The organism is Streptomyces sp. AV19 (assembly GCF_015999245.1).
GTDB lineage: Bacteria > Actinomycetota > Actinomycetes > Streptomycetales > Streptomycetaceae > Streptomyces.
Genome location: NZ_JAEAMR010000016.1, coordinates 121,093 through 143,001, shown reverse-complemented (window position 1 = coordinate 143,001; position 21,909 = coordinate 121,093). Strand labels below are relative to the sequence as shown.

Annotated in this window: 19 protein-coding genes; 17 read left to right on the top strand and 2 right to left on the bottom strand. The window is 72.3% G+C overall.

Going from position 1 to position 21,909, the window contains the following annotated elements:
- Positions 1–75 precede the first annotated feature (75 nt).
- The 4 genes from I5Q34_RS25125 to I5Q34_RS25110 all read left to right on the top strand — a co-directional run bounded on the left by I5Q34_RS25125 (position 76) and on the right by I5Q34_RS25110 (position 4,696).
- The gene (locus I5Q34_RS25125; protein WP_234429508.1) at positions 76–1,539 is read left to right on the top strand and encodes a trans-aconitate 2-methyltransferase; all 1,464 of its coding nucleotides are present in this window, start codon (positions 76–78) and stop codon (positions 1,537–1,539) included.
- Positions 1,536–3,017 (top strand): peptide ligase PGM1-related protein, encoded by a 1,482-nt coding sequence (locus tag I5Q34_RS35855; RefSeq protein WP_199894682.1) that lies wholly within the window; start codon positions 1,536–1,538, stop codon positions 3,015–3,017. The genes I5Q34_RS25125 and I5Q34_RS35855 overlap by 4 nt, the downstream gene beginning before the upstream one ends.
- Before the next feature lie 136 nt (positions 3,018–3,153).
- The gene (locus I5Q34_RS25115; protein ID WP_199894681.1) at positions 3,154–3,795 is read left to right on the top strand and encodes a CatB-related O-acetyltransferase; all 642 of its coding nucleotides are present in this window, start codon (positions 3,154–3,156) and stop codon (positions 3,793–3,795) included.
- A 145-nt stretch (positions 3,796–3,940) separates the two neighbouring features.
- Positions 3,941–4,696 carry a hypothetical protein gene (locus I5Q34_RS25110; RefSeq protein ID WP_199894680.1) on the top strand — a complete coding sequence of 252 codons (756 nt, stop codon included), beginning with the start codon at positions 3,941–3,943 and terminating at the stop codon, positions 4,694–4,696.
- Between the two features lie 54 nt (positions 4,697–4,750).
- Here I5Q34_RS25110 and I5Q34_RS25105 read toward each other — a convergent pair whose 3' ends face one another.
- Positions 4,751–5,134, bottom strand: coding sequence for a VOC family protein (locus I5Q34_RS25105; protein WP_199894679.1), 384 nt, complete (start codon positions 5,132–5,134; stop codon positions 4,751–4,753).
- Between the two features lie 276 nt (positions 5,135–5,410).
- On the opposite strand from I5Q34_RS25105, the gene I5Q34_RS25100 reads away from it, so the two are divergent.
- The 13 genes from I5Q34_RS25100 (at position 5,411) to I5Q34_RS25040 (ending at position 21,144) form a co-directional block, all read left to right on the top strand.
- Positions 5,411–5,986 (top strand): hypothetical protein, encoded by a 576-nt coding sequence (locus I5Q34_RS25100; protein WP_199894678.1) that lies wholly within the window; start codon positions 5,411–5,413, stop codon positions 5,984–5,986.
- Positions 5,987–6,921: 935 nt separating this feature from the next.
- Positions 6,922–8,325: an MFS transporter gene (locus tag I5Q34_RS25095; RefSeq protein ID WP_199894677.1), complete on the top strand. Its 1,404-nt coding sequence runs from the start codon at positions 6,922–6,924 to the stop codon at positions 8,323–8,325.
- 71 nt (positions 8,326–8,396) lie between these two features.
- Positions 8,397–9,485: a beta-ketoacyl-ACP synthase III gene (locus I5Q34_RS25090; RefSeq protein WP_199894715.1), complete on the top strand. Its 1,089-nt coding sequence runs from the start codon at positions 8,397–8,399 to the stop codon at positions 9,483–9,485.
- Positions 9,482–9,718, top strand: coding sequence for an acyl carrier protein (locus tag I5Q34_RS25085; RefSeq protein WP_199894676.1), 237 nt, complete (start codon positions 9,482–9,484; stop codon positions 9,716–9,718). The genes I5Q34_RS25090 and I5Q34_RS25085 overlap by 4 nt, the downstream gene beginning before the upstream one ends.
- Positions 9,719–9,747: 29 nt before the next feature.
- Entirely contained in the window at positions 9,748–10,635 is an 888-nt protein-coding gene (locus I5Q34_RS25080; protein ID WP_199894675.1) for a TauD/TfdA family dioxygenase, read from the top strand.
- Positions 10,632–11,159 carry an FcoT family thioesterase gene (locus tag I5Q34_RS25075; RefSeq protein ID WP_199894674.1) on the top strand — a complete coding sequence of 176 codons (528 nt, stop codon included), beginning with the start codon at positions 10,632–10,634 and terminating at the stop codon, positions 11,157–11,159. Before I5Q34_RS25080 ends, I5Q34_RS25075 begins: the two co-directional genes overlap by 4 nt.
- A gap of 79 nt (positions 11,160–11,238) precedes the next feature.
- Positions 11,239–12,831, top strand: coding sequence for a long-chain-fatty-acid--CoA ligase (locus I5Q34_RS25070; protein ID WP_199894673.1), 1,593 nt, complete (start codon positions 11,239–11,241; stop codon positions 12,829–12,831).
- 41 nt (positions 12,832–12,872) lie between these two features.
- The gene (locus I5Q34_RS25065) at positions 12,873–13,130 is read left to right on the top strand and encodes a phosphopantetheine-binding protein (protein ID WP_199894672.1); all 258 of its coding nucleotides are present in this window, start codon (positions 12,873–12,875) and stop codon (positions 13,128–13,130) included.
- Positions 13,117–17,472: a non-ribosomal peptide synthetase gene (locus I5Q34_RS25060; protein ID WP_199894671.1), complete on the top strand. Its 4,356-nt coding sequence runs from the start codon at positions 13,117–13,119 to the stop codon at positions 17,470–17,472. The genes I5Q34_RS25065 and I5Q34_RS25060 overlap by 14 nt, the downstream gene beginning before the upstream one ends.
- A gap of 32 nt (positions 17,473–17,504) precedes the next feature.
- Complete coding sequence (locus I5Q34_RS25055) at positions 17,505–18,536, top strand: ABC transporter substrate-binding protein (RefSeq protein ID WP_199894670.1); 1,032 nt, start codon at positions 17,505–17,507, stop codon at positions 18,534–18,536.
- Between the two features lie 47 nt (positions 18,537–18,583).
- The gene (locus I5Q34_RS25050; RefSeq protein WP_199894669.1) at positions 18,584–19,549 is read left to right on the top strand and encodes an iron ABC transporter permease; all 966 of its coding nucleotides are present in this window, start codon (positions 18,584–18,586) and stop codon (positions 19,547–19,549) included.
- Complete coding sequence (locus I5Q34_RS25045) at positions 19,546–20,346, top strand: ABC transporter ATP-binding protein (protein ID WP_199894668.1); 801 nt, start codon at positions 19,546–19,548, stop codon at positions 20,344–20,346. The genes I5Q34_RS25050 and I5Q34_RS25045 overlap by 4 nt, the downstream gene beginning before the upstream one ends.
- Positions 20,347–20,382: 36 nt before the next feature.
- Positions 20,383–21,144 carry an aspartyl/asparaginyl beta-hydroxylase domain-containing protein gene (locus I5Q34_RS25040; protein ID WP_199894667.1) on the top strand — a complete coding sequence of 254 codons (762 nt, stop codon included), beginning with the start codon at positions 20,383–20,385 and terminating at the stop codon, positions 21,142–21,144.
- Positions 21,145–21,149: 5 nt separating this feature from the next.
- Here I5Q34_RS25040 and I5Q34_RS25035 read toward each other — a convergent pair whose 3' ends face one another.
- On the bottom strand, positions 21,150–21,896 hold the full coding sequence (locus tag I5Q34_RS25035) for a DJ-1/PfpI family protein (protein WP_199894666.1): 747 nt from the start codon (positions 21,894–21,896) through the stop codon (positions 21,150–21,152).
- Between the last annotated feature and the right edge of the window lie 13 nt (positions 21,897–21,909).

Below are 21,909 nucleotides of genomic sequence, written 5' to 3'. Positions count from 1 at the left end.
TTCCAGAAGGCCGAGATTCCCCACAGCACGTGTTCACCCCTTCACAGGGTGAACACCGGGCCGGAAGGGGCAACCATGGAAACCTCGCGCCCAGTGGCGGTCCTCGGTTCGGCCGAGCGCCTTGAGGATTTCGTCGCCAAAGTCGTCCAGGAATGCCAGAACGGCCTGCCCACCCGCGTCCTGCGGCTGGCGACCCAGGTGCCCTGGCACGAACTGGGCGACCACGTCGAGCAGTACGCGGACCGGATCGGCGCGCCGCACAGCCGGCGGGACACCGGCGTCGACCTGCGCGTGGCCCGCGCGGTCGTCACGGTGGAGCGGGTGCCGGGCTCGGTCCTGATCTGCGGCCATCGCACGGAGCCGCCGGCCTCCCCGGACACCTCGGCTCCGCTCGCGCCTCCCGCGGAGGCGGCGGAGGTGTGGCGCGAGGCGGAACGCCTGAGGGAACTGCTCGGCACCGGGCGGGTACCGGCCGGGAAACCGGCCCTGATCGAGGGGCTGCTGAAACACGACAGCTGGCTCGTCGCCACCCTGGCCTCCGACGTCCTCAACCGCATGGGAGTGCCCGCGGTGCCCCGGTTCGTACAGGACTACGACCCCGGCCCGGGGACGAGCGGCGAGCAGCCGGCCGACGGCACGGCGACCGAGGCGTGGGAGGCGCGGATCAGCGTCGACGAGTACTCCTTCTTCGAGGCCGTCCACCCGGGCTACGCCGTGCAGATGGTGGAACTCGGCCGCATGATCCTGGCCCACGCCCCGCGCCTGCCCGACCGGATCCTGGACGTGGGCAGCGGCCCCGGCCTGCCGACGGTCATGCTCGCCGAACTCTTCCCCGACGCCCTCGTCGACGCGGTCGAACCCAGCCCCGCCGCCTTCCCGTTCCTGGCGCGGAACACGGCGGGCCGCCGCATCACCGCGCATCACAGCGGCATCACGGAGTTCGACGGGCCCGGCGACTACCCCGTCTCCGTGTCCGTGGGAGCCTCGCACCACCTCGACACCCGCATGTTCCTGCGCGGCCTCAAGCAGCACACCGCGCCCGGCGGACTGGTGGTCGTCGCCGACGAGATGATCTCGCCCTTCGGCACCGAGGAGGAACGCGGCCGGATCATCGCCGACCACCACCTCGCCTATATCGAGCAGACGCTGGCCCACGTCCGCGAGGACGGTCTGCCCCCGGCCGAACAGCGCAGGCTGCGCGCCATGCGGGGCGCGGACAGCGGCACGGACGGCGCGCTCCACCGGCTGCTGGACGAGGTGCGGCGCGACCGCTTCCCCCACCCCGGCGACGAAAGCCCTTGGCAGCGGGTGCGGTTCACGGTGCTGGAGCTGGAAGCCCTGGTGGCCGGACTGGACTACGACGTCGAGCGCAAGACGTACCCCGCGAACTTCATGGCGCTCGCCAAGGACGAAGGGCTGGACGTCCTCGCCCACAGCAGGGTGCACGCCACGCTGGGCACATCGGCCCTCGACGCCGGCACCCACGTCTTCGCCCTCGCCGTCCGCCCACCGGCCCCGACAGCCGGGACGGGGACGTGACCCGTCCGGCGGTGGTGTGCGTCGAGAGCCGGGAATGCAGCCCGGAACTCCTGGAACGGCTGACGGGCGCGACGCGCTTCCCCGAACGGCTCGCCGGGCCGGCGATCGTCCACACGGTCTGCCGGTCCGGCGGCCGCCTGCTCTACGTCACCGCGCCGCCGATGGTCGAGGTCGAGGAACAAGTGCGGTACTACCTCGGCCTGTTGGGCGAGGAGGGCGGCGCCCTCGGTCTGTCGGGCGAGGGCGCCGCCGCCGCGCGACGCGAGCGCGTCCGCGTCCTCGGCCTGGAGGACTCCTCCTCGCGCTGGCTGAGCCGGAAGGTCCTCGACCCCGGCAACCCCCACGCGGCCCGGCTGCGCGCCGAGATCCGGGACTTCGTGGCCGCACAGGCCCGCGACGGCTCCGACGTCCGGCTGAGCTACTTCGAACCGTCCGCGCCCCTGGAGGAATTCGCCCGTTCCCTGGGCGTGCCGGGTGATCAGTTCCCCTCCTCCGCCATTCCCCTGGGCACCAAGAGCGCCGGGCGCGAGCTGCTGGCCGGCGCCGGCATCGAGATCCCGGCCGGCAGCGGACTGTGCCGCAGCACCGGCGAACTCGCCCGCGCCGTGGCCGAACTGGCCCGGAAAGGTCACCGCAAGGTCGTCATCAAGCTCGACAGCACCGCCTACGGGGGCGGCCTCGGCAACGCCGTGCTCGACCTGCGCGACGTCGTCCCGGCCGACGGCGACGTGTCCGTCGGCCGGATCCTCGCCGAACTGCCGCACGCGGAACTCGTCGACGCCAAGCTGAACTGGCGGGAGTTCTCGGACATGATCGAGGAGTCGGGGGCCCTCGCCGAGGAGTGGATCGAGGACGAGGCGCTCGCCAGCCCCAGCTTCCAGGGCCGCCTCACCGCCTCGGGGGAGGCGGAGGCCGTCTCCACCCACGACCAGGTCCTGACCGCCGGCGGCCAGAGCTACGCGGGCTGCACCTTCCCCGCCGATGCCGCCTACCGCGCGACCGTCGTCGACCACGGCCTGCGGGTCGGGCGGGCCCTGCTCGAACGGGGGCTGCGGGGCGGCGACTACGGCGTCGACTTCCTGGTGACCGGCCCCGCCGGCGGCCACCGCGTCCTCGGCTGCGAACTCAACCTCCGCGCGACCGGCACCAAACACGCCTTCACCATGGTCACGGGCCTGCTCGGCACCGTGCCCACGGCGGACGGCCGGCTGTTCGCCGCGGACGGCACGGAGCGGGTCTACGAGGCGTCGGACGCCCTGACGGACCCCCGCTGGGCGGGCCTGCTCCCGTCCCGCCTGATCGGGGCGGTCACCGGTTCACCGCTGGGCTACGACGCCGCGCGCGGCACCGGGGTCGTGCTGCACATGCTCAGCGCCCTGGTGGAGCACGGGAAGTTCGGGGCGGTGTGCGTCGGCAGGGACCGGGGCGAGGCGCGGGGGATGATGCGGGGGCTGCGGGAACTCGTCCCCACGGCGTGAGCGTTGCGGGCCGGTGACCGGTGACCGGTCACCGCGCGGCGGGGGCGTGTGCGGGGAAAGCCGTTCGCCGTCCTGACCGATTGATGTGATCATGGATCATGGTCCCGTCCGCCGTCCGAACCAGGAGAGATCACCGATGGCACCGCACGTCCCCGCCGACCCGACCGTCCTGCATCCGATGCCCGGGCAGCCGCGGGTGGTGCTGCTCAAGCCCCTGGTCACCTCGCCGCTGATCGACGTCGGGGAGTTCTCGTACTACGACGACCCCGCCGACCCGACGGCCTTCGAGACCCGCAACGTCCTCTACCACTACGGGCCCGAGCGCCTGGTCATCGGGAAGTACTGCGCCTTGGGCACCGGCGTCCGCTTCATCATGAACGGCGCCAACCACCGCATGGACGGCCCCTCGACGTTCCCCTTCCCCATCATGGGCGGTTCCTGGACCGACCACATGGACCTGATCGCCGGACTGCCGGGGCGGGGCGACACCGTCGTCGGCAACGACGTCTGGCTGGGATACGGGACCACGGTGATGCCCGGGGTCCGGATCGGCCACGGGGCGGTCGTCGCCACCGGCTCCGTCGTCGTGGACGACGTCCCCGACTACGCCATCGTCGGCGGCAACCCCGCCCGCACCATCCGCTACCGCTACCCGGAGGAGGACATCGCCCGCCTGCTGGCCGTCGCCTGGTGGGACTGGCCGGCGGAGCACATCACCCGGCACCTGCGGACGATCATGGCGGGCAGTGTCGACGAGCTGGAGGCGGCGGCGCCGTAACAGATCGGGACATTCGGCGAAGGAGATTGACGCAAAGCCTTTGGTTTGCCGGTATTTGACTTCCTCTTGACCCTTGGTTGTCGGTAGCGTCCGGGGCGTCTCGTATGCCCGAGACCCACTGACCCAGCACGTCACCGGAGGATGCATGCCCTCTCGTACAGTCGCCGCGATCGCCACGTCCGCGCTGAGTCTCGCGGCCCTCGCCTCGGGCGCGGGCGTGGCCACAGCGGCTCCGCCGGCCGCCGGAACCGCCGCGCCGTCACTCCGGCCGGCGATCGACGCGCGCGCCGCGGCCGTCGACCGGTGCAGCTACCAGGTGGTCCGCTCGGACGACTCCCGGTACGTGTACTCCGTGAGCGCGGCCGACGGCGGCGCCCGCGAACTGCCGGTCCAGAAGGAGGACTTCGTGCGGTTCTCCGGCACCTGGAAGGTGGTCGTCCAGGTCGACGCGTGCGCGGGCGGGCAACAGGCCCCCGCCACGCTCCGCGTCACGGGGAAGCTGGACAACCCCGACGGCTACGACCCGTCCGTCCCGCGGACGATCCACAGCGGCCCGGTCAGGCCCGCCTCCTCCTCGGCGATCCCGAAGGCGCCGGAGGTGACGTCCATCGACCGTCTGGACGCCGACACCGTCCGCGTCAACTGGAAGCCCGCGCAGGGCAATCCGGACCAGGTCATGCTGATGGAGCGCAAGCCCTTCTACAGCAGCGAGCTCGGCATCTGGCACCCCTACACGTTCCAGCGGGACGTCCCGAGCGGTGCCACCTCGATGAACCGCAAGCTGGAGCGCGACCCCGGCATCGACCCCGAGGACCGCGCGCACGGCTACTGGATACGCGTGACCAAGGGCGGCTTCGTGAGCGACCTGCGCGCCGAGAAGGCGGTCACGGTCGAGCCGTAGGCGGCTGTCGATGTTGTGCGGTGTTCTGCGCGTGCGCGGAGCACCGCACCGTGGTCACAGGGGATTGAGCCGGGTGCGCAGGAGGCAGAACTCGTTGCCCTCGGGGTCGGCCAGGACGTGCCAGCTCTCGGTGCCGGTCTGCCCGATGTCGACGGGCCTCGCGCCGAGGGCGAGCAGCCGTTCCAGCTCGGCGTCCTGGTCGCGGTCGGTGGCATTGACGTCGATGTGCAGCCGGAGCTTTCCCGTCCGGGGGGCGGTGGTGGGGCTGAGGACGAGGATGGGCTGCGGGCTGTCGGGACCGGCGCCGGGCGGGCCGATCGCGATGCTTCCGTCGCTCTCCCGCTCGAGTTCGACGTAGCCGAGGACGTCGCTCCAGAACGCGGCCAGCAGGCCGGGGTCCGCGGCGTCGATGACCAGTTCGCTGATGCGGCATGCCATGGCCGTCACTTTACGAGATGACGTGGCGGGGCTGGCTGCTGGGAACCGGTGGTGAAGGCCACCCTTGCTCACCAGGACGGCAGACACAGGCGCACACCGCCGCCCGGACCGATCCGCGGTGTCGGCTGCGGCCCGGGGCTGCTCAAGCCGCACGGCCCCACTGGAACGTGGTGGACACCGATGCCGTCACCGTGGTCTCGGCGTCCACGCCGAACCGGCCGGTCCACCGGAATGGGAGCTTGACCCCTACGGCGAGTTCCACCTTTCCTTTTCCTCATGGCGGAATCGACCCCGAGCGTTCTCGACGTGCTGACGTCGTCGATGGGAGCACTCCCCGTGTTCGACATCGCGTACTTCCTGCCGTGCGGGACAGTGAAGGACAGGGTGCTGAAGCACGACCTCCTGCATGTGCTCCTGATCGACAGGGAGTGGCCGGTCACCTTCCGGTTCGAGGACGAATACTGCGCCGCCGTCGTCCAAGCGGTCCTGATGAACGACAGCCGCGTGTCCGCACGGTCCGTGACGCGGAACGGGCCTCCCGCTGCCGCCTCCGTGCCCAGCCTGGACGAGATCTGTGACGTGACCATCCCCAGCGTGGTGGACTTCCTGAGGTATGCGCTGGTCCGGCTCGGCTTGCGTGTCCCGGACGACTTCAGGCTGCCGGACGTGGACTTCGTCAGGGAGTACTACCGGTTGGGTCTGCTCTTCGCGGGCGAGTTCCGCACCGAGTTCGGCGAGGACTATGCGTCGGTACCGGCAGAGGTGCTGAAGGACATCTCCTTCGCGCACGTGGCCCGGAGCTTTCGGCGGGCGGCCGAGGAGCACGGCCGGATGCGGCGGCACCGGGTCTGACGGGATCGCTCGGGCGGGGTCCGGGCGAAACGTCGTGGGGCACGGTTCCGCGCGGCGAGGAGGCCGTCCTGGCCGCCGGTTCCGTCCGCACGCCGTTGTGGGGCGGCCTCGTGCGTCCGCCGGGTGGGCGGTTCGGCCCGCCCCGACCGGGAGGTCCGCTTGCCATCGGATCTCCGGTGCGGTCCCTTCCTCAGAGTGGCGGACTTTGACAACCGGCCAATGACGCACGGGAGTTGTTTCCTTCCGTGCTTCCGGGATCCCGGTCGGCCAGGGGGACGGCAGGGTGAAGCCGAGAGATCGGGGTGCTGCGAAGGGGAGCGGGTCGATGTTGTCAACAGGGCGTCAAGGCTGCTCAGTTGGCACTTGTCGGGAGGCCGGGGCCCTTCCGTTCATGCCGAACCCGCCTGTGGGGAGCCCCTGCGCGTCCTTCCGTGGCCGGTAGTTGCCACCTCTGTCCGGCCGGGCGCTTGAATCGGCCATCCTTCTTCGCGCAACTTTCCATGCATGGCCTGAAGTTGACTGCTGAGGTGATCCCTCCGCTAGAGGGAAGTCGTCCGGCGGCAGCTCCGCGAGCGCCGGTTCCGACTCGGCCCGCAGCAGGAAAACCGCCGCAGCCTGGGCCTGAGTTGCCCCGGACCGTTGGAACCTCACATTCCGTACGCTCGATTCACGCCATGTTGCTGCGCGGGTCCGGCATTTGGCAACGGCTCCCGGGGACAGTCCGAAATCCGGTGCGGAGACTGGTCGAAGATCGCTACGTGAGTCACAATCCAGTTCGAGCCGTCCTTCCTGCGAGTGACTCGTGGGGGCGGGGGCTTGTTCGATGCACGGCGCGGGTGCAGAGGGGCTGCCACCGCGATCACCCGCTCCTGTGGTGCACGTGAAGTGGAGATCCACTACGCGCCGATTCAGTGGATCAGGGGGATTTCCTGAATATGCCTGCATTGAAGTCGTCGAGCGCACCGGCGCGTTCACGACTCGGACTGGTCCTGTTGGTCCTGGCCACCGCGCAGCTGGTCATCTCGCTCGACTTCAACATCGTCTACGTCGCCCTCCCGAGCATCGGCTCGGGGCTGGGCTTCTCCGGCCAGGACCTGCAATGGGTGGTCAGCGCCTACGTGGTGGCCACCGGAGGGTTCCTGCTGCTGGGCGGACGGGCGACCGATCTGCTCGGCCGGCGCCGGGTCTTCGTCGTCGCCTCACTGCTGTACGCCGTCTCGTCCCTGGTCGGCGGGTTCTCCGGATCGGCGGGCGTCCTGGTGGCGGTCCGCGCGGTCCAGGGCATCGGCGGAGCCCTGCTCTTCCCCGCCACCCTCTCCCTGATCAACACCCTCTACGACGAGGGCCCCAGCCGTAACCGGGCCCTGTCGGTCTGGGGCGCCGCCGGCGCGGGCGGGCTGTGCTTCGGCTCGCTCCTGGGCGGCGTCCTGGTGGACGCCTTCGGCTGGCCGTCCGTCTTCGTCGTCAACGTCCCGCTCGCGGGCGGCCTGGCGCTGGCCGGATGGCTCCTCTTCCCACCGGACGGACCCCTGTCCCGGCGCCGCGACTTCGACCTCCTCGGCGCGCTGAGCGCCACCTGCGGCATCACCCTGCTGGTCTTCGTCCTCGTCCACGGCCCCGAGGCCGGCTGGGGGAGCCGCACGATCCTGGTCAGCACCCTCCTGTCCGTCCTCCTGCTGGCGCTCTTCGCCGTCGTCGAGGCGCGCACCCGTGACCCGCTCACGCCGACCCGGCTGTACGCCCACCGCGGGCTGCTCGGCGCGATGGCGATGACCGCGCTGTACAACGCGACGTTCGCCTCGGTCCCGTACTTCCTGACCCTCTACTTCCAGACGGTGCGCGGCTACAGCGCGATCGGCACCGGTCTCGCCTTCCTGGTGCCCGCGGTGGTCGTCGCCGCCGGGACGCAGGCGGGGGAGAGAGCCGTGGCCGCCCTCGGGGTGCGCACCATGCTCGTCGGCGGCCTGGTCTCCGGGGCGCTCGGCGCGCTGCTGATCGCCATGGCCTTCGACGACCACGGGTCCTACGTCCGCCTGCTGCCCGGCATCGTGCTCCTGAGCCTCGGCCAGGGGGCCGCCTGGACCGGCCTGTGGATCACGGCCTCGGCCGGGATCGAGCCGGGCGACCAGGGCGTGGCCTCCGGGATGGCGTCCACCACGCTGCAGGTGGGCGGCGCCGTCGGGCTGGCGGTCCTGATCGCCGTGGGGGACGTGGGCGACCGCGGCCTCTCCGACGGCCGACTGCTGGACGGGGTGCGCGCCGCCGTCTACGTGATCGCGGCGGGCATCGGCCTCGCGGCCGTCGCGGTCCTGGCCTTCCGCGGGCGTCCCGGCCGGTAGAGCGGGCCCCTTCGCCTCCGGCTTCCGTAAACCAGAGCGTGTGACTTCGAGGAGACACCGTCGTGTCCAGCATGCCCCCCGGCCCGTCCGCACCCTGTGACCCCCCGATCCGCACCCCGCAGGACCGGTCCGCCGTGCTGTGCGGGCTGGCCGGATGGGTCCCGCCGCGCGTGGTGACCAACGAGGAACTGTCCCGGCGGCTCGACACCAGCGACGCCTGGATCCGCACCCGTACCGGGATCGGCCGGCGGCACGTCGTCGAGCCCGGCCAGGCCACGTCCGACCTGGCCGTGGAGGCGGGCCGGCGGGCCCTGCGCTCGGCCGGCACGGACGCCGTGGACGCCGTCGTGGTCGCCACCACGACCCCGGACCGGCCGTGCCCGGCCACCGCCCCGGTCGTCGCCTCCCGGCTGGGCCTCACCGGGGCGGCCGCGTTCGACGTCAGCGCGGTGTGCACCGGATTCGTGTACGGGCTGGCCTCGGCCGCCGGGCTGATCGCGGCGGGCGTGGCCGAGCGCGTCCTGCTGATCGGCGCGGACGCCTACTCCGCGATCGTCGACCCGGACGACCGGGCCAACGCGATCATCTTCGGGGACGGCGCCGGCGCCGTGGTGCTGCGCGCCGGCAGACCCGACGAGCCGGGCGCCGTCGGCCACTTCGACCTCGGCAGCGACGGCACCGGCGAGGAAATGATCACGGTGGCCGCGGGCGGTTCCCGGTGGCCCGCCCGCACCGGGGAGGAAGTGAGCCGCGAGGACCGGCACTTCGCCATGCGGGGCAAGGAGGTCTTCCGGCACGCGGTCACGCGGATGGCGGCCTCCGCGCGGGCCACGCTGGCCCTCGCCGACCGGAAGGCCGAGGACGTCGACCACTTCGTCCCCCACCAGGCCAACCTCCGGATCCTGCGCGCGGTCACCGAGGAACTCGGGCTCCCCGAGGACCGCTGCGTGTCCAACGTCGAATCGGTGGGCAACACCGGCGCCGCGTCCATCCCGCTCGCCCTGTCCGACGCGGCCGCCCGGGGCGTCGTCCGGCCCGGCGACCGCGTCCTGCTCACCGCCTTCGGCGGGGGCCTCACCTGGGGCTCCTGCCTGCTGACATGGCCGGCCCTGCACCGGCCGGACCGGCCGTACGACCAAGGAGGGGAACTCGCGCCATGAGCACCACGTACGACCAACTGGTCACCATCGTCGGAACGTTGCACCACTCCCCGGCCGACGTGATCGCCCCGGAGGCCACCTTCGCGCAACTGGACGTCGACTCGCTGACCCTGGTGGAGATCAGCATGCGCATCGAGCGCGAACTCGGCGTCACCATCGAGGACAACGAGCTCCAGGAGGACCTCACCCTCGACGCCACCGCCAAGCTGATCGACTCCAAGCTCGCCCACTGAACCGCCCCTCACGGAACGGAAGCGGAACCATGGAGATCAAAGCGCAGGCCGACACCCCCTTCGGCGCCACGGTCGAGGGCTTCGACCACACCACCGCCACGCCCGAGGACGTCAAGGCGCTCAAGGAGACCGTCTACACCCGCAAGATCGCGATCCTGAAGGGCCAGGACCTGACGCCGGGTCAGTACCTCGGCCTCGGCCGCCTGCTGGGCCGCCCCGAGGTCTACTACGAGCCCATGTACAAGCACCCCGAGTACGAGGAGATATTCGTCTCCTCCAACGTCCCCAAGGACGGCAAACAGATCGGGGTGCCGAAGACGGGCAAGTTCTGGCACGCCGACTACCAGTTCATGCCCGACCCCTTCGGGCTCACGCTGATCTACCCGCAGGTCATCCCGCAGAAGAACCGCGGCACGTACTACATCGACATGGGCAGGGCCTACGAGCGGCTGCCGCAGGACCTCAAGGACGAACTGGTGGGCGTGCGCGGCCGGCACTCGGTCCGCAAGTACTTCAAGATCCGCCCGAGCGACGTCTACCGGCCGATCTCCGAGATCATCGCCGAGGTCGAGGAGCACACCCCGCCGGTCACCCAGCCACTGACCTTCAAGCACCCGATGACGGGGGAGACCGTCCTCTACATCAGCGAGGGCTTCACCATCGGCCTGGAGGACGCGGACGGCAAACCGCTCGAATCCGACCTGCTCCAGCGCCTCTTCGAGGCCACCGGACAGCTCGACGACACCTTCACCCACGAGAACATCCACCTCGTCACCCCCGAACAGGGCGACCTGCTGGTCTGGGACAACCGCAGCCTGATCCACCGCGCCCTGCACACCACCACGCCCGAGCCCGTGGTCTCCTTCCGCGTGACCGTGCACGACGAGCGCAAGCTCTACGACGGCCTCACGGCATGACCGCCGGGCCCGGCGCCGCGCCGGAGTTCGCGAACGACGCCGAACTCCTCGAGCGGGTGCTCAAGCCGTACAAGGCGCACTGCAAGTACCTCACGTCCGCCACGGTCTCCGTCGTGGACGGCCGGGTCACGGCCCGCTGCGCGTTCGGCATCCCGGAATCGTGCTACATCGACGACACCGGGCACCTCAACGCCGTCGAGGTCAACATCAGTTACAACCAGATGATGTACTACGCGGTCGCCAAGTCGGTGAAGGAGAAGCTCCTGGAGGAGTTCGGCTCCTGGACGCTGGAGGACTACTGGCGCCACCAGCTGCCCGACATCCTCATCGCCCGCTTCGCCGGGAACTTCCGGCGTCCCATCAACGCCCGCGCGTTCTCCGGCGAGTTCGCCTTCGCCTCGGTGGAACGCCGGGCGCCCGGCGGCACCCCGATGATCCTGGCCGACACGCGGTACCGGTACTGGGACGACGCGGGCGGGCGGTGCGACGGCGAGGTGAAACTCGCCTTCGTCAACGCCGAGTAGCACCACACCCTGTCCCGCGGTGCGCCGCCGTCTCCCGGCGGCGGCGCACCGACGAACGCCGAGAGCGGAGTGCCCGGGAATGGACGAACCCACCGTGAAACAGACCACCGGCGCCAGGCTGTACCACCCCGGCCTCCGGACCCTCGTGGAGACGGCGCGCTTCCACGCCGGACGGCAGCCCGGGGCCCCCGCGATCCTGTGCGAGGGCCGCCGCACCACCTACGGACGACTGCACGAGGAGAGCAACCGGATCGCCCACGCCATCCGGGCCGCCGGCGCGGCCCCCGGCGCCCGGATCGCCTACCTCGGCAAGGAGTCCGAGCACTACTACGAGATCCTCTTCGGCTGCGCCAAGAGCGGGACCGTGCTGGTGCCCATCAACTGGCGGCTCACCGCCCCCGAGGTCGGCCACATCCTCCAGGACTCCGGCAGCGCGCTGCTCTTCCTGGAGGAGGAGTACGCCCCCGTCCTCGACCGCCTCCCGGCCGGCCCGCCGGCGACCGTGGTCCGGCTCGGCGTCCCCGACGGCTTCACGGCCTGGAAGGCCGGCCACCCCACGACCGACCCGGACGTGGACGCCGGCCCCGACACCCCCGTCGCCCAGCTCTACACCAGCGGCACCACCGGCCTGCCCAAGGGCGTCGTCCTCGCCCACCGCAGCTTCTTCGCCATCCGCGACGCGCTCGCGGGCGCGGGGCTCGACTGGATCGACTGGCGCACCGGCGACATCGCGCTGATCGGCATCCCCGGATTCCACGTCGGCGGACTGTGGTGGGCCACCCAGAACTTCAACGCCGGCGTCACCGTGGTCGCGATGCGCGCCTTCGACGCCCGCGCCGCCATCGGCCTCGTCCGCGACCTGGGCGTGACCACCGCCTGCGTGGTCCCCGCCATGCTCCGGCTCATGCTGGCCGAACCCGACGTCACGCCGAAGGACTTCACCACCCTCCGCAAGATCGTGTACGGCGGCTCGCCGATCTCCGAGGCCCTGCTGGAGGAGAGCCTGACGATGTTCGGCAGCGAGTTCGCCCAGATCTACGGGCTCACCGAGACCGGCAACACCGCCGTCTGCCTGCCGCCCGCCGCCCACGTCCCCGGCAGCCCGCGCATGAAGGCCGCCGGCCACCCCTACCCGGGCGTCCGCAGCAAGGTGATCGACGACCAGGGCCGCGAACTGCCCACCGGATCCGTCGGCGAGGTCTGCCTCGCCACCCCCGCCCGCATGGTCGAGTACTGGGGCCTGCCCGACAGGACCGCCGAAACCCTGGTCGACGGATGGATCCACACCGGCGACGCCGGGTACGCCGACGAGGACGGCTACATCTTCATCAGCGACCGGATCAAGGACGCCATCATCGTCGCCGGCGAGAACGTCTACCCCGCCGAGATCGAGAACGCCCTGGAACACCACCCCGGCGTGGCCGACGCGGTGGTCGTGGGCGCCCCCGACGAACGCTGGGGCGAAACCGTCCGCGCCTTCGTCGTCCCCGCCCCCGGACACCGGCCCACCCCCCGCGACCTCCACCGCTTCCTCGTCGACCGGCTCGCCGCCTTCAAGCTGCCGGCCGCCTACGAGTTCATCGACCAGGTGCCGCGCAACCCCAGCGGCAAGATCCTCCGCCGGGAGCTGCGCGAACGCTTCTGGAGCGGCACGGACCGCAAGGTCAACTGACCGGCCCCCGGCCACCACCCGCGGCTACGAGAGAGAACGACATGGCTGAGCCCCTGACCCTGGCGGTCTTCCGCGCCGACCTGGCGGAGTTCCTCCACCAGCGACCCGACGACGTCGACCTGGACGAAAACCCCCTCCTCGCGGGCCTGGACTCGCTGCGCATCACCACCCTCGCCGAACGGTGGAGGGCCGCCGGCGTACAGGTGAGCTTCCTCGAACTCGCCGAGCGCACCTCCTTCGCCGAGTGGTGGCGGCTGCTGTCCGAGCGCCAGACGGGAGCCTCCCATGGCGGCGCCTGACCGGGAGACCGGACGCAGGCCCCTGCTGGCCGCCCAGGAAGGCATCTGGACCGGCCAGCAACTCGACCTGGACAGCCCGGCCTTCAACACCGCCGAGTACGTCGAGATCCACGGCCCGATCGACACCACGGCGTTCGAACGGGCCCTGCGCGACACCGTCGCCGGGACGGAGGCCCTCAACGTCCGCTTCGTCCTCGACGACGGACGGCCCTGGCAGACCACCGAACCCGCCGGCGACTGGCAGCCGCACACCGCCGACCTCACCGCGCTCGCGGACCCGCGCGCGGCCGCCCTCGACTGGATGGCCCGCGACATCGACCGCCCCGTCGACCTCACCCGCGAACCGGTCTTCGGCCACGCGCTGTTCAAGATCGCCGAGGACCGCTGGCTCTGGTACCACCGCGTCCACCACATCGCCCTCGACGGCTTCGGCCTCGCCCTGGTCGCCCGCCGCGTCGCGGACACCTACACCGCCCTGATCGAGGGCACACCCCTCGCACCGAGCGGCTTCGGCACCCTGGAGTCGGTCCGCGCGGAGGAGCGCGCCTACCGGGAATCGCGCCGCTGCGCCGAGGACCGCGCGTACTGGACCGGGCGGTTCGCCGACCGGCCGGCCGTGGCGAGCCTCACCGACCGCCAGGCCCTGCCCGCGCGGACCTTCCTGCGCCGCGTCACGGACCTCGGCCCCACGGACGTCGAGCCGCTGCGCGCCCTGGCCCGCGAGCTCTCGGTGACCTGGTCCGACCTGATGGTGGCCGCCACCGCCGGCTACATCCACCGGGTGTCGCGGGAGCGGGATATCGTCCTGAGCCTGCCCGTCATGGGCCGCCTCGGCTCGGTGTCGCTGCGGGTGCCGGGCATGGTCCGCAACATCCTGGCCCTGCGCGTCACCGTCGAGGACGGGGACGGCCTGCGCGACCTAGCCCAGCGGGTCTCCGGCGAACTCCGGGCCGCGCTGCCCCACCAGCGCTACCGCTACGAGCAGTTGCGGCGCGACCTCAAGCTCGTCGGCGGCGGACGGCGGCTGTCCGGCCCCGGTGTCAACGTCATGCCCTTCGAGTACGACCTGCGCTTCGCCGGCCACCGCAGCAGCGTCCACAACGTGTCGGCCGGTCCCGTCGACGACCTGTCGGTCAACGTGTACGACCGGGCCGAGGGCAGGGGCCTGCGGATCGCCGTCGACGGCAACCCCGGCCTCTACACCGAGGCCGAACTGGCCACTCACCAGCGCGGGTTGCTGGACCTGCTGCGCGAGGGCGTCGCCGCCCCCGGCCGCCCGCTGCGCGAACTCCGGCCCCTGGCCGTGCTCGACGGCGGCCCGCTTCCCGGCCCCGCCCGGCCGGTCCTGGAACGGATCGCCGAGCACGCCGCCCGGCGCGGCGACGCCACGGCCGTCGAGCACGACGGCCGCAGCGTCACCTACGCCGAGCTGCTCGCCGCCGCGCGGACCGTCGCCCGGCACCTCGCCGCCCGCGGGGCCGGCCCCGGCACGCTCGTCGCCGTGGCACTGCCCCGGGGCATCGAGGCCGTCACCGCGATCCTCGGCGCCCTGCTCTCCGGCGCCGCGTACTGCCCGCTCGACCCGGCCGCCCCGGCGTCCCGCACGGCGGCCCTCCTGGACGACGCCGGACCCGCCGTCGTCCTCACCTCCGAGGCCCACGCGCCCGCCTTCGGGGACCGCGCCGTGCTGATGCCCGGCCTGATGCCCGGCAGGGAGGACGACGCCCCCGCCGCCGTCGCGTCCGGCGACCTCGCGTACGTCATCTACACCTCGGGCTCCACCGGGCGGCCCAAGGGCGTGGAGATCGGCCACGGCGCGCTGGCCCACTTCGTCACCGGCGCGGCCCACCGCTACGGCCTGCGGCGCGAGGACCGCGTCCTGCAGTTCGCCCCGCTGCACTTCGACGCCAGCGTCGAGGAGATCTTCCTGACCCTGTGCACCGGGGCCACCCTCGTCGTGCGCACCGACGAGATGACCGAGTCGGTGCCCGGACTCCTGGACGCCTGCGGCCGGCTGGGCGTCAGCGTCCTCGACCTGCCCACCGCCTACTGGCACGAGCTGGCGTACGCCGTCTCCACCGGGGCCGCAGCCCTGCCCCCGGGGCTGCGGACGGTCGTCATCGGCGGCGAGGCCGCCCTGCCCGAGCGCGTCGACCGGTGGCGCGAGGCCGTCGGCCCGTCCGTACGGCTGTTCAACACCTACGGCCCGACCGAGGCGACCGTGGTCGCCACCGTCGCCGAGCTGCACGACCCCGCCCTGGCCCCCGGCGACGTGCCCATCGGGCGCCCGCTGCCGGGCCTGCGCGCCGCCGTCCTCGACGGCGAGCTGCACCTCGTCGGCGACGCGCTGGCCCTCGGCTACCGCGGCGGCCGGGCCCCGGACGACGCGCGCTTCGCCCCGCTGCCCCAGCTGCCGGGGAGCCCGCGCGCCTACCGCACCGGCGACCTCGTGCGGCTCGGCGACGACGGCCAACTGCGCTTCGCCGGGCGGGCGGACGACGAGTTCAAGATCAGCGGGCACCGGGTGCAGCCCGCCGAGGTCGAGACCGTCCTCCTCGCCCACCCCGGCGTCCGCGAGGCGGCCGTCGTGGGACAGGTCCTGCCGGACGGGACCCGCCGCCTGGTGGCGCACGTCGCGGCGGACGCGGGGGTGGCCGCCGCCGGACTCCGCGAACACCTGCGGGCGGCCCTGCCGGCCGCGATGGTCCCCTCCGCCGTCGAGTTCACCGACCGGCTGCCGCGCACCGGCTCCGGCAAGATCGACCGCAACGCGCTGGGCACGGCCCGGGAACCGGCCGCGACCGCGCCCACGGGCGGCGGATCGGTGGAGCGTGTCATCACCGGCCTGTGGGCCCAGGTCCTCGGCGTGGAGGGCATCGACCCCGGCGACGACGTCTTCGACCTCGGGGCCCAGTCCCTCCAGGCCATCCAGGTCGCCAACCGGCTCGGCGTCGAGCTGGGCCGGGACGTGCGCGTCGCCTGGCTGTTCCAGTACCCGACGGCCGCCCGACTCGCGGGATTCCTGGGCCGGGAGGCGCGGGAGGAGGCGGTCGCCGACGGCCTGCCCGAGGCCGTCCTCGCCGACGCCGCCCTCGACGAGGACATCCGGCCGGGCCGCGGCCCGCGCCCGTCCGGCGCCCCGCGCAGGATCCTGCTCACCGGCGCCACCGGCTTCGTCGGCAGCCACCTGCTCGCCGAACTGCTCGCCACGACGGACGCCGGGATCGTCTGCCCCGTCCGCGCGGCGGACGCGGACCAGGCCCGCGAGCGGCTCCGCCGGGCGTTCGCCGCCCAGCGGCTGGCATGGCCCGCGGACGGCACACGCGTCACCGCCGTCCCGGCCGACCTGGCCCGGCCCCGACTCGGCCTGAGCGCCGGCCTCTTCGCCGAACTGGCCGGAACCTGCGACGCGATCGTGCACAACGCCGCGACGGTCAGCATCATGCGGGACTACTCCAGCCTCCGCGCCGCCAACACCGAGGCAACCCGGCAACTGCTGCGCCTGGCCGCGGAGCGCGTGATTCCGCTGCATCTCGTCTCCACCCTCTCCGTCGCCCCGCCGCGCAGCGCGAGCCCCGAGGTGCCCGAGGCGTTCCTGCCGCCGCACCCCGGGCTCGCCTACGGCTACCAGCAGAGCAAGTGGGCCTCGGAACGGCTGCTGGAACAGGCCGCGCAGCGCGGCCTCCCGGTCACCCTGCACCGCCTGGGACGGGTGACCGGCCCGGCCGCCACCGGCTTCGTCAACGAGCGGGACTTCCTGTGGAGCGTCCTGCGCTCCGGCATCCCGGCCGGCATCCTGCCCGAACTGTTCGAGGCGGAGGTCTGGACGCCGGTCGACTATGTGGCCCGGGCCGTCGTACGCCTGTCCCTGACGGCACCGCCCGGCACGGTGTTCAACCACGCGCCCGTACCCCAGGTGCGCCTGAACGACGTGTACGACTGGGTGCAGGAGTACGGATACGCCGTCAAGCGGCTGCCGCTCGGACGGTGGCGCGAGGAACTGCCCCGCTCCGCCGACGTGGCGGCGACCACCGGCGCCTTCCTCGACTCCTGGACCGATGACTCCCGGACAGGCGGTTCCCGGACAGGCGGCTCCCGGACCGGTGACTCCCGGACCGGCGGGGACGGCGACGGCGACGGGCCCGGCCTCGGACTCGGCGAGGTCAGGGCCGACAACGTGCTGCGCGGCCTGGACGGCACCGGGATCGCCTGCCCGCAGGCCGACCGCGCCCTGATGTTCCGCTATCTCGACCACTGCGTGGAGGCGGGCGTCCTGCCCGCGCCCCCCGGGAAGAAGTCCGGTCCCCGGGGGAACTCCGCCGGGTCCGCCGCCGACTACTGAGAGGAAGTCAACTCCCGTCCCGAGGAGCCAGAATGCCATCCAAACGGTCCGCCTCCGCGGCAGTCCTGGCCGGACTGCTCTGCCTGGCCACCGCGGCCTGCGGGTCCTCGTCCCCGTCGGACGGCAAACTGTCGGCGGGGACGAGCGGCCCGGGCTATCCGGTCACGCTCACCAACTGCGGGCAGACCGTCACGGTCGGCAAGGCGCCCAGCCGGGTGGTCGTGATGAACGGGGCCTCCGTCGCCGAGGTCTCCTCGCTGCTGGCCCTCGGGCTCGGCGACCGCGTCGTCGCCAACACCCAGTCCTACGACAGGTCCGAGGTCAAGGGCCGGGCCGAGGCCATCAAGGCCCTGCCCACCGGGAACGTCAAGCTCAACGACGCCTCCGACATCCCCCGCGAGACCATGCTGGGCCTGCGCCCGGACCTCGTCCTGACCCCCACCTCCTACGGCCTCGACGCCAAGAACGGCGTCGCGACCCGCAAGGACCTCGGCGTCGTGGGCGCCAACGCCTACGTGTCCCCGCAGGGTTGCGACCAGGACACCTCGCGCGCGACGATCGCCGACAGCTACACCCTGCTGCGCGACCTGGGGAAGATCTTCAACGTCGGCGACCGCGCCGAGAAGATCATCGCGGCCTCGCGGAAGGCGATCGACGCCACCTCCGCCAAGGTCCGGGGCAAGAAGGCCCCCAGGGTCATGGTGGGGTTCTCCAACACGGGCGACGACTTCAGCTACATCGCGGCGAACGGGATCTTCAACGACATCCTCGCCAAGGCGGGCGGCGGCAACGCCTTCGCGTCCGCCTCCAAGGGCCCGTTCGCCAACGTCAGCAAGGAGAAGGTCGCCGCCGAACCGGTGGACGCCCTCGTGGTCATCAGCTTCAAGGACCCCGACCCGGCGGCCTACGCCCGTAAACTGTTCAAGGAGTTCCCCCAGTGGCCAGCCGCCCGCAGCAACCGCTTCGTCGTCCTGTCCGACTCGATCTACCAGGGCCCGAGCAACGACGTGGCGGTGGACCGGATCGCCAGGATGCTCCACCCCGACGCCTTCACCAACGGCTGAGCCCCGCACTGGTCCTGGTCGTCCTGCCGGCCCTGCTGCCGGCCGTCATGATGGTGGCGGTCAGCATCGGGGCCGTCGACGTGCCGCTCGCCGACGTCTGGCGGATCGTCTGGCACCACGTCTCCGGCGACGGCGCCTTCGGCGACCCGGCCCTGGACCAGATCGTCTGGACCTTCCGGGTCCCCCGCGTCGTGCTGGCCGCCCTGGTCGGCGCCGGACTCGCGGTCTCCGGGGTCGTGCTGCAGGCGGTCGTCGCCAATCCGCTGGCCGACCCCTACGTCATCGGGGTCTCCTCCGGCGCCTCGCTCGGTGCCGTGCTGGTCATCACCCTCGCCGGCGGCGCCCTCGGCGGACTCGGCGTGTCCTCCGCCGCGTTCCTGGGCGCCGTCGTCGCGGTGATCCTCGTCTTCCTCCTCGGACAGCGCCGCGGACGGCTGGCCCCCACCCGGCTGGTGCTCTCCGGCGTGGCCGTCGGCTACGTCTTCCTCGCCGCCACCAGCTACCTCCAACTGCGCGCCACCCCCACCGAGTTGCGGCAGGTGGTGTTCTGGCTGCTGGGCAGCGTCTCCGGCGCCCAGTGGGACCAGCTCCCCGTCGTCACCGCGGCCGTCGTCACCGTCACCGTGCTCCTGTCGCTCTTCGGGCGACGGCTCAACGCCCTGCTGGCCGGGGACGAATCCGCCACCGCCCTCGGCGTCGACGTCAACCGGCTGCGCGCGGTGCTGCTGCTGCTCGCCGCGCTGCTGACCGGCACCGTCATCGCCGTCGCCGGGGGCATCGGCTTCGTCGGACTGATGATCCCGCACCTCGTACGCCTCGCCACCGGCGCCGACCACCGGCGCCTGCTCCCCAGGGCCGCCCTGGTCGGCGCGATCTACCTCGTGGTCGTCGACCTGCTCTCCCGCACCCTCAACAGCCCCAACGAACTCCCCATCGGCATCCTCACCGCCCTGTTCGGCGCGCCCTTCTTCCTCTGGCTGCTCCGTCGCAACAAAAGCCTGGACGCCTCATGAAACTCACCGTGGAGCAGCTCGACATCGTCCTCGACCACCGGCCGATCCTGCGCGACGTGTCCCTGGAGGTGCGGCCCGGGGACATCGTCGGCCTCGTCGGCCCCAACGGCAGCGGAAAATCCACCCTGTTGCGGGCCGTCTACCGGTCCCTGCGACCGCTGCACGGCGTGGTCCGGGCCGGCGGGGACGACGTGTGGGCCCTGTCGCCCCGCGCCGCCGCGCGCCGCACCGCCGCCGTCCTCCAGGACGCGGGGAGCCCGGCCGGGCTGTCCGTCACCGAGATCGTCGCTCTGGGCCGCACCCCGCACCACGGGCTGTTCGACCGCGACGGGGCCGACGACCGGGCGGCGGTCGAGGAGGCGCTCGACGCGTGCGGCGCCCGCCCGCTGGCCGAGCGGGACTTCACCTCGCTCTCCGGCGGCGAGCGCCAGCGCGTCCTGCTCGCCCGGGCGCTCGCCCAGCGCCCGGAACTCCTCGTCCTCGACGAGATCACCAATCACCTCGACATCCGCGCCCGCTTCGAACTCCTCGCCCTCATCCGCTCCACCGGCATCACGACCCTGGCCGTCCTGCACGACCTGGACCTGGCCGCCCGGCTCTGCGACCACCTCGTCGTCCTCCACGAAGGCGCGGTCGTCGCCGCCGGGCCCGTCCTCGACGTCCTGACCCCCGGCCTCCTGCGGGAGGTCTTCGGCGTGGCGGCGACCGCGGACCGCCACGCCGACGGCGTCGTCCGCATCACCTACGGCGCCAACCCGCTCGGCCTGGACGTGGTTCCCGAGAGCGCGGCCGGCTGACACCCGCCCCATCCGCTCCTCACCCTGGAGATCCCCATGACACCGGAGATAGAACTCGCCTTCGCCGCCGTCCGGGACGAGCACGGCCCCGACTCGCTCGTACGCGTCGAGGAGATGCTGGAACCGCGCAAGCAGCAGCGACACGAGCGGCACCCCCTCCAGAAGGGCGCCAAGTGGGTCCTGCCCGGGATCTCCCGGCAGCCCTGGCACGACCCCCACGGGCACCCGGAACTCACCCCCGTGGTCGACGCGTTCGAGACGGCACACGCCGCGATCAAGGACGAACTGGAGACCGCCTGGGCGGCGCGCCGCAGCGCCTTCTCGGACTACGAGCACTACCTGCGCCGCCAGGAGGACTGGCAGGCCCTGTACCTGTACCGCAAGGGCGGACTCGTCGAGGAATCGGCCGCCACCGTGCCGACCGCGTACAAGGTGCTCAAGGAGTCGGCCGTCGACACGGAGCTGATCTGCCCGCTCCTGGAGTGCCACTTCTCCACCCTGCTGCCCGGCGCGTCCATCGCCCCGCACTGCGACCTGTGGAACTTCAGCATCAACCTGCACCTGGCCGTCGACATCCCCGAAGGCTGCGGCATCACGGTCGCGGGGGAGACCCGGGCCTGGGAGGAGGGGAGGACACTGCTCTTCGACTACTCCTTCGAGCACGAGGCGTGGAACCGCGGCACCCGCCCGCGCACCTGCCTGCTGATCGACCTCTGGCACCCGGAGACCACGGTCCCCGAGCGCCAGGCCCTCGTCGTGCTCATCACCGAGATCCGCAAGCTGATGGGCGAGGGCTGAGCGGACTACACGGGTGCCCCCGGGGCGCGCCAGACCGTGCCGCGCCGCTCGTACTCCAGCATCAGCTCCAGCGAGACGGGCCGGTCGGATTCGCCCAGTTCCCGCTGGACCAGCCACAGGGCGAGGTCGAGCCCCGAGGTGATCCCGCCGGACGTCACCAGGTCGCCGTCGTCCACGACGCGGGCGTCGCGGACGATCCCGCCCCGGTCGCGCAGTTCGTCCTTGACCTTGTGATGGGTGGTGCAGTTGCGGCCCTTGGTCAGCCCGGCGGCGGACAGCAGCATCGCTCCCGTGCAGATGGACGCCATGACCAGCCCCGGGCGCCGGGCGGCGGCCAGCGCCCGCGGCAGGGCGCCGCGGCGTATCTCCTCGGGGACGCCCGGCCCGGCGGTTCCCCAGCCGCCGCCGGGCACCACCAGCAGGTCGGCCGACTGCGGTGACCAGCCCCGGCCGACCACGATCTTCGTTCCGTAGGCGGACTCGACGGTCCGGGGACCGTCGAGCGAGACGTACGCCGTCTCGACGGCCCCGCCGATCTTCCGCGCCGCCGAGAAGACCTCGTAGGGCGCGATGTAGTCCTGCTCCTCGGCCCCGTCGAACATCACGATCTGCACCCGCAGCGGCGTTGAACGGCCATGGGCTGCCGCCTTTTCGCGCTCCGGCCGCTCGTCCGCGGCGGCGATCCCGCCGGCCCCCAGGACCCCCGCCACGGCCGGCGCCGCCGCCGACTTCAAGACACTCCTGCGACGCATCGCGTCCCCCTCC